At 71.3% G+C, this 14,084-nt stretch carries 7 protein-coding genes; 4 read left to right on the top strand and 3 right to left on the bottom strand.

The genetic code is table 11. From position 1 onward, the window contains the following. Positions 1 to 62 precede the first annotated feature (62 nt). Positions 63 to 509 carry an ATP-binding protein gene (locus tag IEY91_RS07100; RefSeq protein ID WP_189173473.1) on the top strand — a complete coding sequence of 149 codons (447 nt, stop codon included), beginning with the start codon at positions 63 to 65 and terminating at the stop codon, positions 507 to 509. On the opposite strand, the gene IEY91_RS07105 is transcribed toward IEY91_RS07100, so the two are convergent. Then, complete coding sequence (locus IEY91_RS07105; protein WP_189173269.1) at positions 499 to 2,166, bottom strand: beta propeller lectin; 1,668 nt, start codon at positions 2,164 to 2,166, stop codon at positions 499 to 501. The two genes, IEY91_RS07100 and IEY91_RS07105, sit on opposite strands and share 11 nt — an antisense overlap. 155 nt (positions 2,167 to 2,321) lie before the next feature. Between IEY91_RS07105 and IEY91_RS07110 the strand changes: the two genes are divergently transcribed. Then, the gene (locus IEY91_RS07110; protein ID WP_189173270.1) at positions 2,322 to 5,876 is read left to right on the top strand and encodes an ATP-binding protein; all 3,555 of its coding nucleotides are present in this window, start codon (positions 2,322 to 2,324) and stop codon (positions 5,874 to 5,876) included. A 55-nt stretch (positions 5,877 to 5,931) separates the two neighbouring features. On the opposite strand, the gene IEY91_RS07115 is transcribed toward IEY91_RS07110, so the two are convergent. Both IEY91_RS07115 and IEY91_RS07120 read right to left on the bottom strand, forming a co-directional pair. Then, complete coding sequence (locus IEY91_RS07115; RefSeq protein ID WP_229696763.1) at positions 5,932 to 9,798, bottom strand: GH92 family glycosyl hydrolase; 3,867 nt, start codon at positions 9,796 to 9,798, stop codon at positions 5,932 to 5,934. 329 nt (positions 9,799 to 10,127) lie between these two features. After that, complete coding sequence (locus IEY91_RS07120; RefSeq protein ID WP_189173271.1) at positions 10,128 to 11,033, bottom strand: TIGR03564 family F420-dependent LLM class oxidoreductase; 906 nt, start codon at positions 11,031 to 11,033, stop codon at positions 10,128 to 10,130. A 195-nt stretch (positions 11,034 to 11,228) separates the two neighbouring features. Between IEY91_RS07120 and IEY91_RS07125 the strand changes: the two genes are divergently transcribed. Continuing rightward, positions 11,229 to 12,122 carry a LysR family transcriptional regulator gene (locus tag IEY91_RS07125; protein ID WP_189173272.1) on the top strand — a complete coding sequence of 298 codons (894 nt, stop codon included), beginning with the start codon at positions 11,229 to 11,231 and terminating at the stop codon, positions 12,120 to 12,122. Between the two features lie 419 nt (positions 12,123 to 12,541). After that, positions 12,542 to 13,990 (top strand): N-acetylglucosamine/diacetylchitobiose ABC transporter substrate-binding protein, encoded by a 1,449-nt coding sequence (gene ngcE / locus IEY91_RS07130; protein WP_164319452.1) that lies wholly within the window; start codon positions 12,542 to 12,544, stop codon positions 13,988 to 13,990. Positions 13,991 to 14,084 lie beyond the last annotated feature (94 nt).

Below are 14,084 nucleotides of genomic sequence, written 5' to 3' on the forward strand. Positions count from 1 at the left end.
CCGTCCGTCCACCGGCGTGTGGTCGTACAACGAAGCTGTACGACCTCACGCACTGCACCATGATGACCACGCAACGTGACTCTCGTCACGTGAATGCAGAAACTTCCCCCACGCCCCTGCGTGAACGCTTCTACCGACGTGAACGCCAGTCCATCCCCGCGGCCCGCGCGTTCGCGCGCAACGCGCTCACCGCGTGGGAGGTCGGCGACCGCGAGCCCGACATCACCCTCTGCGTAAGCGAGTTGACGACCAACGCCCTGCTGCACGGCGTCCCGCCAGGACGAGGATTCCTGCTGCGCCTCGTGCGGGACGGCACCGTCGTACGGGTGGAGGTGCACGACAGCGGAGACGGCCGGCCCCGACTCGCCGAGGGGCCTGACGGCGAGTCGGGGCGCGGCCTGCTTCTCGTGTCGGCGCTCGCCGACAAGTGGGGCGTCGCGCCACGCGATCCGGGAAAGATCGTGTGGGCCGAGTTCGGCCGGCTCGGGCCGGACGGGGTCAGTGGGTGATGGCGGCGGGCCCCTGCCAGGAGCCCGTGCCAGTGACCCACAGGACGTTCACCGCGCCGTTGTTGCCGACGAAGAACGCGTCGAGCTGGTCGGGGGTCTGGCGGGCCAGGACGATGGGGGCGAGCCCACTCTCGCCGCCGTTCGGGGCGGTGTACGGCGCGGTGATGGGCACCGGTTCGTGCCAGGCTTCGGTGCCGACGACCCAGATGACGTTCACGGCGCCGTGCTTGTCGACGAATACGGCGTCGAGCTGGTTGCCCGTCTGCTTGGCGAGGGCGACGGGGCCGCCGCGCGGCGCGTAGTCGGTGGCTGTGATGCGCGCGGGTCCCTGCCAGGAGCCCGTGCCGGTGACCCACATGACGTTCAGCGCGCCGTTCTTGTCGATGAAGACGGCGTCGAGTTGGTTGTCGGTCTGTTTGGCGAGGGCGATGTGCGCGGTGTTGCGGGGTGCGTAGTCGGTGGGTGTGATGCGGACGGGCCCCTGCCAACTGCCGGTGCCGACGACCCACATGACGTTGACGGCGCCTTCCTTGTCGACGAAGACGGCGTCGAGCTGGTTGTCCGTCTGCCTGGCGAGGGCGATGGGGCCGCCGGGCGGAGCGTAGTCGGCGGCCGTGATGGGGACCGGCTCGTGCCAGCTGTCGGTGCCGGTGACCCACATGACGTTGACGGCGCCGTTCTTGTCGATGAAGACGGCGTCGAGTTGGTTGTCGGTCTGTTTGGCGAGGGCGATGTGCGCGGTGTTGCGGGGTGCGTAGTCGGTGGGTGTGATGCGGACGGGCCCCTGCCAACTGCCGGTGCCGACGACCCACATGACGTTGACGGCGCCCTCTTTGTCGATGAAGACGGCGTCGAGCTGGTTGTCCGTCTGCCTGGCGAGGGCGAGGGGGCCGCCGGGCGGCGCCACCGCCGCGGTGATGGGCAGCGGGCCGTGCCACGCGCCGGTACCCTCGACCCACATCACGTTCACGACGCCGTCGCCGTCGATGGCGAGCGCGTCCAGCTGATTCGCCCGCTGCGGCTCGGCCGCCACATAGGCGGGGGACGGCGGTGGCGTCCAGAAGCGCTTGCGGGCCGAGAACGTCAGCCGGTACTCCCCACCGCCGCCGGAGATCGTGATCTCCTTGCGGACGTACTCACCGGCCGCCGCCCGCTTCAACTCCTCGGTGGTGAAGTGAAGTTCCTGCGGATCGCCGATCGGGTCGTCCGTGTCGGGGAAGCCCGTGGGTGTCCTGACCGAGCCGTGCAGGGACTGGATGATCCGTTGAGCCAGCACCCCATGGGACTCCCCGAGGGCACCGAAGACCGCGCTGACGACAGCACCCTGCGCGATCGTGCGCGCCGCTGAGGCGTCGCCGTCGTCGTTCTCCACGAGGGCGACGACGAAGATGGCCCGGTCGGGGTCGGCCAGCTCCGCCGGTACGCCCGTGTTGAGGCCCCAGACGGGACGGGAGCCCGACAGGTCCACCGTGTCGCCGTTGTCGATGTCGTACGGTCCGTGCAGCGTGATCTCGGACGCCGGTATGGGGATCGGAAATCCCCCGACGACCAGCTTGTGGTCGAGGTCGACCGCGGCGATCAACGCGTACGTCTCGTCCTCGCCGTGGGACTCGGTCGCCTCCACGCAATGAATGCTTTCCAGCCTGATCTGCACCATGAACTCTCCCCGTTTCGAAGGCTGATCTCGGAGGTCTCATGGTGCGACGCGCCGGATACACGCACGCGTACACGCTCCGGCACAGGCCGGTGTCGAGGAGACGGAACGCGGGGGCGCAGCGGATCGATTGACATCGCCCGACGAGGACTGCTTTCGTGGGCGACTTGCGATCCGCTGGGGGAGCGGACCGCGATCCGCTGGGGGGCGGGGACGCGATGGAGTTCCGGATACTGGGACCACTCGAGATACGCGTCCAGGGCGCGCTCGTGCCGGTCGGTTCCGCACGGCAGCGCGCACTGCTCACCGCACTGCTGCTGCAGTCCGACAAGCCTGTGCCCGTCCGGCAGTTGATCGCTTCGACGTGGGGGCAGGACGCGCCACCGTCCGCGGTCGCGAACCTCCGCAGCCATGTGCACATGTTGCGCCGCCGCTTGAAGGAGGCAGGGGAGAACCGCCCCAGATTGCTCGCGGAGTCCGGGGGCTACCGCCTCGCAGTGGACCCCGACGAGCTGGACCTGACCGCGTTCGAGGAACTGCTGCGCCAGGGTCGGCAAGCCGTCCATCAGGGGCAACACGCGCTCGCCGCAAGGAGGTTCGGGGCGGCCCTGGCGCTGTGGCGCGGCAACCCGGCGGAGAACACGGTGCTGTACGGCGGCGCGGAGGCGGACGTCGCGCGCCTGGAAGAGATCCGGCTCACGCTCGTCGAGCAGAGCTGCCGGGCTCGCCTCGACTCCGGCGACAGCACCGTTGTCGGCGACCTGCGCGCCCTCCTCGTGGAGCACCCTCTGCGCGAACCTCTGTGGGCCCTGCTGATGCTCGCCCTGCACCGCGCCGGACGGCAGGGCGACGCCCTGGACGCCTACGAGCGGGCGCGCGCCGGGATCGCCGCCGAACTCGGCCTCGACCCCGGGCCCCACCTGCGCACGCTCCACCAACAGGTGCTGACCGGCGACCCCTCCCTCGCCGCGCCGCGGGCGTCGACCGAGCCTGCCGGGATCGCGCCCGCCGGGACCGCTGCCTGGCAACCGCTCGCAGGCCGGAAGGCCGAGCTCGCCCACCTGACCGAGCGGCTCGACGCCGCCCTTTCGGGACGGCCGGGCGTCGTCCTGGTGGAGGGCGAGCCCGGCATCGGCAAGACCCGGCTCCTGGAGGAACTCGACCGCACGGCCGCGGCACGGGGCGTGCCGGTGCTGTGGGGCCGGGGGAGCGGCGAGGCGGGCGCCCCGGCGTTCTGGCCCTGGCGGCAGGCCGTGCGTGCCCTCCTCGCGGACGGCCGCGCGCGGGACACACTGTCGTCACTCGGGGACACGGCCGACGAACTGGCCAGGATCGTCCCCGAGTTGGCCCCGGCGCACCGCGACGCACGAGAGACCGCGCCGCCGGTCGGAGCCGAGCACCGGTTCGCCCTGTTCGAGCTCTTCGCGGCCCTGCTGACCCGGGCCGCCACGGCGAGCCGCGGCCTCGTCGTCGTACTCGACGACCTGCACTACGCGGACACCGCCTCGCTGCTGCTGCTCGGCCATCTCGCGCGCGGACTCAGGGACGCCCCCTTGCTGATTGCCATCGGCGTCCGGCCGTCCGAGCTGAGCCCGCCGCGGCGCGACATCCCCGGACTCGCCGGGCTCGCCGGACGGTACCCCGCCGACCGGCTCGCGCTGACCGGGCTCCCGGAGGCCGCGGTGGCCGACCAGCTCCGGCACGTCACGGGCAGGCCCTGCGACCCCGCCGTCGCTGCCTCGGTGACCCGGCGCACCGCGGGAAACCCGCTGTTCGTCCAGGAGATCGGCAAGCTGCTGGCCGCGGCCGGCGGCGCACCTGTCTCCGAGGTCCCGGCCGCGGTGCGGGACGCCATCCGGGAGCATTTGAACGTCCTGTCCCCGCGCAGCCGCGCGCTGCTGTCCACCGCGGCCGTGCTGTCCGACGACATCGACGCGAGGCTGCTGGCGGCCGTCGCCCGCACCAGCGTCGACGACGTGGTCAGCTGCCTCGACGAGGTGCTCGTGGCAGCCGTGGTGCGCCCCGCCCGGGGCGGCACTGGCCACCGCTTCGCCCACGACCTCGTACGCGAGTGCCTGTGCCTGGACATGCATGCGGGCGACCGCGCCCGCATCCACGTGCGCGCGGCCGAGCACCTCACCGCCCTCGACGACCCGGCGCACCTGCCCCGCATCGCCCGGCACCGCCTCGCCGCGCTCCCCCTGGGCGATCCCGCCCTCGCCGTACGCGCCGCGGCCGATTCGGCCGAACTGGCCCTGCGCCAGCTCGCCTACGAGGACGCCGTCGAACTCTTCGACCGGGCACTCGCGGCCGGAGACCTCTGCGGCCTCGACGCCCACGCCCGCGGACGGCTCCTCATCGGCAAGGCCGGCGCCCTCCACCAGGCCCACGACGTCTCCCGCGCCATGCGCGCCTGTGAAACCGCCGCCGCGCTCGCCCGGCACACCGGTGACGCCGAGGCCCTCGGCCGGGCAGCCCTCGTCCTGGCCGACGTCACCGACGCACAGTGGCTGTCCACGGTCGCTCCGTGGTGCCACGAAGCGCTCGCCCGGCTGCCCGTCCGGGACAGCGCGCCGCGCGCCCAACTCCTCGCCCTCCAGGCCATCATCGCCTCCGTCAGCGAGGACCTCGGCCTGCCGGACAGCAGCGCGGCGGCGCTCGCCATGGCGGAACGGCTCGACGACCCGGCGGCGCTGACCACCGCCCTGAGAGCCCGGCAACTCGCCCGGTCCGTGCCGGAGGGCAGTGCGGAACGTCTGGCACTCGGCGGGCGGATGCTCCGCCTCGCCCCCCGGCTGGCCGACCAGGCCGTGCAGTGGGGACACCTGTGGCGCTTCGACGCCCTGGTCCAGCTCGGGCGCGTCGACGAGGCCGAGGGGGAACTCGACCTGCTCGAACCGGTCGTCGCCCGCATGCGCCAGCCGCTGGCCCGCTGGCACCTGGTGCGCAGCCGTGCGGTGATCCACTTCGGGCGCGGGCACTTCGCCCGGGCACGAGCCGCCAACGACGAGGCCGTCGCCCTGGCCGAGGCGGGCTGCCACCCCTCGGCGCTCTGGCTCTCGCGCTACATCAGGGACCTCATGGCCGGACTGGTCGACGACGGGGTCGAACGGACGCCGTCGCCGGAGTCCCGGTCGCGCTCGCACCTGTCCCACATGGTCACCCTCGGCGTGGCGGAGCACCACGCCCTGCACGGCCGCGACCGGGAAGCCCGCCGGTGCTACGCACGGGTGCCGCCGCTGCACGCCCTGCGGCCACCGCCCTTCGCCCGTCTCTACCTGTACGGGCTCCACGGCGAGACCGCCGCGGCGGTGGGCGACCGCGAGGGCTGCGAGGCGGCCTACCGCAGGTTGCTCCCGTACGCCGCCTTCCACGTGGCCACCGGCGCCGGGGTGACGCTCACCAGAGGCTCCGCGCAGCTGCCGCTCGGCGTTGCCGCCGCGGGGAGCGGCCGCACGCGCGCGGCCGCGGACCACCTTCGCGCCGCCGTGGCCTCGAACCGGGCGGCGGGCCTAGTGCCCTGCACGGCCGTCGCCCAGTACCGCCTCGCCGAACAGCTCCTGTCCGGCCACCACTCCGACGCCCACGAGGAGGGCGTCCGGGCCGCCACCGAGGCCGGTCTCGCGGCGGCCCGGCTCGGCATTCCCTGGCTGCGTGCCCGCGCCGCCCACCTCCTCGGCCGGGCGGCTCCGTGGCAGGGACAAGCGCCGTGATCGCCCGGAGGGCGCCGGTTCGGCGAACCGGCGCCCTCCTTCGTCGAGCCGTGGATCAGTGAAGCAGCTCCACCTCCGAGAGCGTGCCCCGCCCCCCGGTGAAGACCAGGCGGTACTTCACATACGCCCCCGGATCGCTCACCGTGAACGGCCGGGTCTGCTGGTCCCAGGCGAAGGACTGGCCGGACCGCTTGTCGACCGTCGACCACTTCTCGCCGTCGCGGGAGCCCTGGAGGACCCAGCCGCGAGGGGCCTTGGCCTTGTCGGCCGAGGTGAGGGTGTACTGGACGGCCTTGGTGCGGCCCTGCACCGGCAGTACGACGGACGCCGAATTCGCGTACGTGGACGACGAGTTGTCGAAGAGTTCGCCCTCCACCTTGAGGGCGTCCTTGCGCGGGGACGGCACCTTGTCGTCGTCCGTGACGGAGACCGGCTGGGCGTTCTTGCCGGTGCCCCACGCGGACGGCTTCGGGCCCATGTCGAATTCCAGGACCCCGCCGCGCGCGACGGCGGAGTGCGGCAGCGCGGTCGAGTTCCACTTCTTGCCGTTGACCTTCAGGCCCTGCACGTACACGTTCTTCGCGCTGTTCTTCGGGGCCTTGACCACCAGGTCCTTGCCGTTGTCCATGTGCACGGTCATCTTCGTGAACTGCGGTGAGCCGATGGCGTATTCACCGCTGCCCATGACGAGCGGGTAGAAGCCGAGCGCCGAGAACAGGTACCAGGCCGACTGCTCGCCGTTGTCCTCGTCGCCGTGGTAGCCCTGCCCGATCTCGCTGCCCGTGTACAGGCGGGACATGACCTCGCGGACCTTCTCCTGCGTCTTCGAGGGCTGTCCGGCCGCGTCGTACATGTACGCGGCGTGGTGCGCGACCTGGTTGGAGTGCCCGTACATGCCCATGCGTACGTCACGGGCCTCCGTCATCTCGTGGATGACGCCGCCGTACGAACCGGCGAACTCGGGCGAGGCGGTCTCGGGAGTGGCGAAGTACGTGTCCAGCTTCTTCGACAGGCCGCCCCGCCCGCCGTACAGGTTGGCGAGGCCGCGCGAGTCCTGCGGGGCGGTGAAGGCGTAGCCCCACGCGTTGGTCTCGGTGTAGTCGTGGCCCCAGACGCGCGGGTCGAACTTGTCGGAGGGGACGCGCCAGTCGCCCTTCTTGTTCTTGCCCTGGAAGAACCCGGCCTTGGAGTCGAAGAGGTTCACGTAGTCGCGGGCGCGGTTGAGGAAGTACGAGGCCTCCTCCTTGTAGCGCTTCTCGCCCGTCTTCTTGTAGAGCGCCTGGCCCATCTTCGCGATGCCGTAGTCGTTGACGTATCCCTCGAGTGCCCACGACAGGCCCTCGTGCGTCTCGGACGGGGTGTAGCCGAGGAACGGCGACGTGGTCATGCCCTTGCGGCCGTAGCCCGACCTGTCCGGCGCGACCGTCGCGTTCTTCACCGCCGCGTCGTACGCCGCCTTCGCGTCGAAGCCCTTGACGCCCTTCACGTACGCGTCGGCGAACGCCACGTCGGAGGACGTGCCGGTCATCAGGTCCGCGTAGCCGGGCGAGGACCAGCGCGACGTCCAGCCGCCGTCCTTGTAGTGCTGCACGAAGCCGTCGACCAGCTCGCCCGCCTTCTTCGGCGTGAAGAGGGAGTAGGCGGGCCACGTCGTGCGGTACGTGTCCCAGAAGCCGTTGTTCACGTACGGCTTGCCCTCGACGATCTTCGCGCCGGTGTGGGTGGGCGTGTCCGGGCCGGTCTGCGGCGAGAACGGCGACGCGTACTTGTGCTTCGAACCGACCTTCTCGAAGCCGGAGTTGGGGTACAGGTAGAGGCGGTACAGGCTGGAGTACAGGGACGTCTTCTGGCCCTCGCTCGCGCCCTCCACCTCGACGCGGCCGAGGATGTCGTCCCACTTGTCCTGCGCCCGCTCCTTGACGCGGCCGAACGACGTGCCCGCCGGGATCTCCTCGTCCAGGTTGGCCTTCGCCTGGTCGACGCTGATCAGGGAGGTCGCCAGGCGCAGCGAGACACTGCGGTCCTTGCCGGGCTTGAAGCGGAAGTAGCCGGTGGCGTCGGTGGTGCCGCCGCCCGTCAGCTTGCCGCCGTCCGTGACCGGGCTGTCGAAGGTGCCGTACACGAACATGCGCGTCGCGCCGGTCGACAGGCCCGACTTCACGTCGGAGTAGCCCGTGACGACGCCCTTCTCCTTGTCGAGGGTCAGGCCGACGTTGTGCTTGGTGTCGCCCGTCTTCTCGATGTTGTCGAAGACGATGCTCGCGTCGTCACCGGGATAGGTGAACTTGAACATGGCCGCGTGGTCGGTCGGCGTCATCTCGGCCTTGAGGCCGTTCTCGAACGTCACGCCGTAGTAGTGCGGCTTCGCCGTCTCCTTCTCGTGCCGGAACGGCAGCGCCCGCTTGGTGCGGTCGGCGTCCGGCTTGTCCTTCGCCGCCGACGGCATCACCTGGAAGGTCTGCCGGTCGCCCATCCACGGGCTCGGCTCGTGGCTCGCGCTGAACGCCTGCACGGTCGGCAGGTTGTCGTCGTTGTTGCCGCGCGCGTAGTCGTACAGCCAGCTTATGGAGCCCGCGTTGGTCACCGGCGTCCAGAAGTTGAAGCCGTGCGGGACGGCCGTCGCGGGGAAGGTGTTGCCGCGCGAGAAGCCGTTGCTGGAGTTGGTGCCGCGCGTGGTGGAGGCGTAGTCGGAGGGGCGCGCCTTGGGCTCGGCGGGCGGGGTCTCCTTCAGGGACACGTCGTCCAGCCAGCCCCGGAACTTCGCGGGGCCCTTGGGGGAGTCGTAGCCGACGAGGATCCGGTCCACCGTCTTGCCCGCGGCCACGTCACCGATGCGCCCGGCGACGTCGTTCCACTGGTTGACGTACAACACCTTGGAATCGCCCTGCCCGCGCGGGGTCAGCGGGAAGCCGTGCTGGTCGGTGGCTTTGAGGTCACTCAGATAGGTGCCGTCCGTGAAGGCCAGGTCGACGGCGACGTTCGTGGCGTCGTAGTCGAGATCGCCGTCCGCCATGGACGGGAAGACGCGGTACGACAGCTCCGTGTCACGGCGCACGTCGACGTTCACGTCGAAGACCTTGTTGTACGAGAAGCCGCGCCGCTCGGCCGTGTGCGTGCCCGCGTACCGCAGGGCCTGCCTGCCGGTGAACCCGGCGCGCGCCTTGGCGGTCGGAGAGCCGGCGGGGCCCCGGTCGACGAGGCTCAGCATGTCGTCGGGCGGGGCCGGGTTGTCGCTGCCGCCGACGGAGAGCTGCACGTCGGCGAGTTGCAGGGCATCGCTCGCGCCGTTGTTGGCGGTGATGTCCAGGCGGTAGTGGGAGTACGCGGCTGTGTTCTCGAAGTCGTACTTCTTCGTCGTGAAGGGGCTGGCGAACTTCTCGCCCTTGCGGGTGTCGAGGTCCTTCCAGTCCTTGCCGTCCGTCGAGCCCTGGAGCGTCCAGTCCTTCGGGTCGCGCTCCTGGTGGTCGTTGGCGGAGGTGAGTGCGTACGTCACGACCTTCGCGGGCTCGTCGAGCTCGAACTCCACCCAGCCGGTGGGCTTGAAGGTGAGCCACTTGGTCGACTGCTCGCCGTCGACCAGCTTCTCCTTGGTCTCCCCGGAGCCCGCGTTCTCACCGCTCGCCCGCACGTCCACGACGTGGTCGTTCACGCTCCCCGGAATCCCGGAGCTGAAGCCGCCGTTGACGCCGCCGGCCTTCTTCTTGCCGTCGGCGCCCGTCTCGACCGTGTTCAGCCAGTCGGGCTGCGCGTCGTTCTTCTCGAACGAGGAGCTGAACTCCTTCTCCGCGCGCGGCGCCCGCTCCGGCCCGGCCACGGCGACGCCCTGCGAGGCGGCGAGCACCGCGAGCGCGGTGAGGCCGACGGCGGCCGGGGCGCGGCGCGCGCTCCCCCCGCGGCGTCTGTGTCGAGGTCTGTGTCCCATCCCCTGAGTCCCCTCCAAGCACCTGCTGGACAACGTTGTCAGTGGTTGCGCAGGGTCCAGTAGGGCGGTAAGTGGGCGGCGGTGTCAAGGGTGTTGCCGGGCCACGGGCGACGAGAGGTCCGTCCGCTGCCTGTTGGGGCTGCGGACGGACCGTCAGAGGTGCGGAGGTGGGCTGGGCGGGGGTGTGGTCGACGGTGGCGGGTGGTGGGCCGGAGGCTTGGCCGGGTGGGTGAACGTGGCGGGTGGTCGGCCGGAGGCCTGGTCGGGTTGGCGATCGCGGCGTGCGGTCAACCGGAGCGCCCGGCCAGGTCCGCGAACCCGGCGCGCGGTCAGCCCGAGCGCCCGGCCAACTCGGCGAACAGGGCGACCGTGCGCGCCCGGTCCGCCGGGGAGCCCTCGGGGAACAGCATCAGCTCGGTCGCGCCCGCCTCGGCAAAGCGGCGCACGGCCGCTTCGACGACCGCCTCGTCGCCCGCGACGAGGGTCTCCTCGGGGCCGCCGATGCCCTGCCGGTCGAGCGTGCCGCGATAGCTGGGCAGCGTGCCGGCCATGCCGTACGTCCCGGCGACCCCGGCACGTACGCCGTCCGGATCCGCCGTCACGGACGCCATCACGCCGACGGTGATCCGCGGGGGCGCCGCCCTGCCCGCGGCGCCCGCCGTGACGCCGGGGACCACGTAGTCGGCGAGGAGGCGCGGACCCGTCCAGATGGTGAGGACCCCGTCGGCGCGCTCGCCGGCGAGGGCGAGCATCTTGGGGCCGTGGGCGGCGAGCAGGACGGGCGGTGCCTTCGTGCCGGGCGCGGCCACCCCGCCGACCGCCGTGACCGTCTCCCCGCGCACCTCGGCCTCCGCACCGCGCAGCACGGGATCGAGGACGTCGAGATATTCGTGTACGCGGCGCAGCGGCCGGTCCCACGGCAGGCCGAACCGCGCCTCCACGAGGGCCGCGTGGCTCGGCCCGACCCCCAGCGTCAGCCGCCCGCCCACCGCGGCCTGCGCCGTCAGGGCTTGGGCGGCGAGCGTGAAGGGGTGGCGCGGGAACAGCGGGACGACGGAGGTGCCGAGCTCGATGCCGGGGGCGCGCTCGCCGAGCGCCGCGAACACCGTCAGCGGGTCCCAGCCCGTGCTCTCGTTCAGCCAGGCCCGCGCGAAGCCGTCCGCGGCGGCGTGCTCCACGGCGTCGAGGATGTCCGGGAGGGGAGTGGTGCCGTCGATCCAGAGTCCGAGTTCCATGGGTCCAGTCCAACGCGCGGCACCAGGGGGAACAATGGGCAATCACGCTGCCCAGCGATAAGCGGGCGTGATGGTGGCACCGGGCGGGCCGGTGCGGGGGCACAAAGGGCGCCGGAGCGCCGGGGCGTCAGGGGCATCCCCGGGGCATCCGGGGCATCCGGGGCGTCAGGGGCATCCGGGGAGGAGAAAAGCACCATGGAGATCCGGCAGCTCCGCTGCTTCGTGGCCGTCGCCGAGGAACTGCACTTCGCCCGCGCCGCCGCCCGGCTCGGCGTCGCGCAGCCCGCCGTGAGTCATCAACTGGCCAGGCTGGAGCGGGAGTTGGGCCTCAGCCTGCTGACCCGTTCGCCGCGCCGGGTCGCCCTCACCGCGGACGGGGTCCGGCTGCTCACCGAGGCGCGGGCGGCGCTCGCCGCGGTCGACCGGGTGCGGGACGTGGCCGAGGAGCTGGCCACGGGCCGGACGGGCGCGCTGCGCATCGGGACGAGCCCGGGGCTCGGGCGCAGGCTGGCGCACGGTCTCGCCACCCTGCGGGAGCTCGCGCCGGACGTGGAGCTGATCCTGGTCGACGGACCGGCTCGGGCCCACGCGGCCGCCGTCGCCTCCGGCGAGCTGCGCGCGGCCCTCGTCCGCACCGCGCCGCCGCCGAGGGCCGGGGTGCACGCGGTGCGTCTCGGCGAGGACCCGCTCTCGGCGGTGCTGCCGCGTACGCACCCCGCCGCCGCGGCACCGGCCGTACGGGTCCGTGAACTCGCCGATCTGCGGCTGCGGTTGCCCCCGCGCGACGGCGATCCGGTGCTGCACGACGCGGTGCTCGCCCGGTGCGCCGACGAGGAGGCGGCCGTCGCCCGCGGCCGCGACGTCACCTCGGTGGACGACGCCGTCCTGGAGATCGGCACCGGGACCCCCGCGTGGACCGTGGTGCACGGCGAGCGGACCGAGGTCGACAGGTGCGCGAGCGAGACGTACCGGGGGCCGCGGGCCGCGGTGCGTCCCTTCGACCCGCCGCTCGGCGTCCCCGTCCACATGCTGCTGCCGATCCGGTGGGCGGCCACATGCCGTGACGCACTGGTGGACGCCTTCCGCTGAGCCGTGTGCCGGCCCCTTCGTCGGGCACGTCGCCGCGCTTTTGCGGGCGCCCGGTTTCACCGTCGAGTTCGGTGGTGCCGACAGGCTTCGGACGGGGCGGGAGAAAGCCCGATTCGCTTCCGTATTGGTACGGACTTTTATGGCGCGCGGAGCGTTCGGCGCGCACGTCTCCGTGAGGTCTCAACTCGGAAAAGCCTGCAGCCCAAACCTGCATTCGATCTTGCTAGGCCGACCGTGAGTGGACTATACCTGTCGGCGTCTGCACTCCCTGGACTGTCCCGGATCGACCAGCCGCGGCGGCCGTTCCACCGGCGTCGGACACATCCCGCACCATCGCACAACCCCAGCTTCACAACTCCGCGGTGCCGGGGAGGTTCCGGTTCACCGCCTGAGTCCTGGAAGAAGGCGAGGACTTGAGCATGGGATCCACCCCTGGGACCTCCGGCAGGCCCACCGCCGGCGGCGTCGGCCGCCGCGATCTGATCAAGCGCGCGGCCGCGCTCGGCATCATCTCCGTACCGACGATGAGCTTTCTGTCGGCGTGCGCCTCCGGCGGCGGCGGTGACAACGACAAGGCCAAGACGTCCAAGAAGACGAAGAGCAACCCGTTCGGCGTCGCCAAGGACAACGACCTGGACGTCTTCATCTTCAAGGGCGGCTACGGCGACGCCTACGCCAAGGCGTGGGAGGCGTCCTTCGAGAAGAAGTACGGCGGCTCGGTCGCGCACAGCGGCGAGCAGGACGTCACCGGCAAGCTGCAGCCCCGCTTCAACAAGGGCAATCCGCCGGACGTCGTCGACGACTCCGGTTCCAAGAAGATGAAGCTGGACACGCTGCACAAGGAAGGTCATCTGACCGACCTCACGCAGTTGCTCGACGCGCCGTCCATCGACGACCCGAGCAAGAAGATCCGCGACATCATGCTGCCGGGGACGATCGAGCAGGGCACCTTCGGCGGCAAGTTCCACGCGCTGTTCTACGTGTACGCGACGTGGGGCCTCTGGTACTCCAACAAGCTTTTCAAGAAGCACGGTTGGGAGGTCCCGAAGACCTGGGACCAGATGCTCGACATCATGAAGGACGCCAAGTCCAAGGGCATCGGCGGCCTCGCCCACCAGGGCAAGTACCCGTACTACATGAACATCGTGATCATGGACCTGATCGCCAAGACCGGTGGCATGGACGCCGTGAAGGCGATCGACAACCTGGAGAAGAAGGCCTTCGTCGGCAACCCGGCCGCCGAGCGCGCCATCGAGGCGGTGTACGAGATCGTGGAGAAGGGCCTGCTGATGCCGGGCACCAACTCCCTGGAGCACACCGAGGCCCAGACCAAGTGGAACGAGTACAAGGCCGTCTTCATCCCGTCGGGCTCCTGGCTGGAGAACGAGCAGGCCAAGCAGACGCCGGACGACTTCGAGATGACGTTCCTGCCGCTGCCGCTGCTGCCCGACTCCAAGATGAAGCTGCACGCCCTGCGCACCGGCGCCGACGAGCCGTTCATCGTGCCGTCCAAGGCCAAGAACGTGCCCGGCGGCCTTGAGTTCCTGCGCCGCATGCTCTCCAAGGAAGGCGCCACCGCCTTTGCCAAGGAGGCCAGTTCGCTGTCCGTGATCGGCCCGGAGTTCGTCGACAAGAGCGTGCAGCTTCGCCCCGGCATCAAGACGGCGCTGGCCGCGGTCGACGCCTGTCCGGTCGACGAGCGCTTCAACTTCCGTTACTCGGAGTGGTACGGCGAGCTGGACGTGGCGATCCAGAACGCCACCGGTGAGCTGATGGCCAAGCGCATCACGCCCAAGAAGTGGCTGGAGCGCTGCCAGGCCGCGGTCGACAAGGAAGCCGAGAAGAACCCCGACACGAAGCGGAAGTAGTCGTCGTCATCCGCCGGCCGGGGCCGGGCGGCACGGTCGGCCGGGCGCCGCCCGCGCCCCGGCCGGCGGTGCGGCGCCGCCTCGGTACGGTCAC

The sequence above is a fragment of the Streptomyces lasiicapitis genome (assembly GCF_014646335.1).
GTDB lineage: Bacteria > Actinomycetota > Actinomycetes > Streptomycetales > Streptomycetaceae > Streptomyces > Streptomyces lasiicapitis.

Bases quoted from the DNA above. Each gene is read 5' to 3' on its own strand.
- IEY91_RS07100 (WP_189173473.1), top strand. From the start codon at position 63: ATGACCACGCAACGTGACTCTCGTCACGTGAATGCAGAAACTTCCCCC.
- IEY91_RS07105 (WP_189173269.1), bottom strand. From the start codon at position 2,166: ATGGTGCAGATCAGGCTGGAAAGCATTCATTGCGTGGAGGCGACCGAG.
- IEY91_RS07115 (WP_229696763.1), bottom strand. From the start codon at position 9,798: ATGGGACACAGACCTCGACACAGACGCCGCGGGGGGAGCGCGCGCCGC.
- IEY91_RS07120 (WP_189173271.1), bottom strand. From the start codon at position 11,033: ATGGAACTCGGACTCTGGATCGACGGCACCACTCCCCTCCCGGACATC.
- IEY91_RS07125 (WP_189173272.1), top strand. From the start codon at position 11,229: ATGGAGATCCGGCAGCTCCGCTGCTTCGTGGCCGTCGCCGAGGAACTG.
- ngcE (WP_164319452.1), top strand. From the start codon at position 12,542: ATGGGATCCACCCCTGGGACCTCCGGCAGGCCCACCGCCGGCGGCGTC.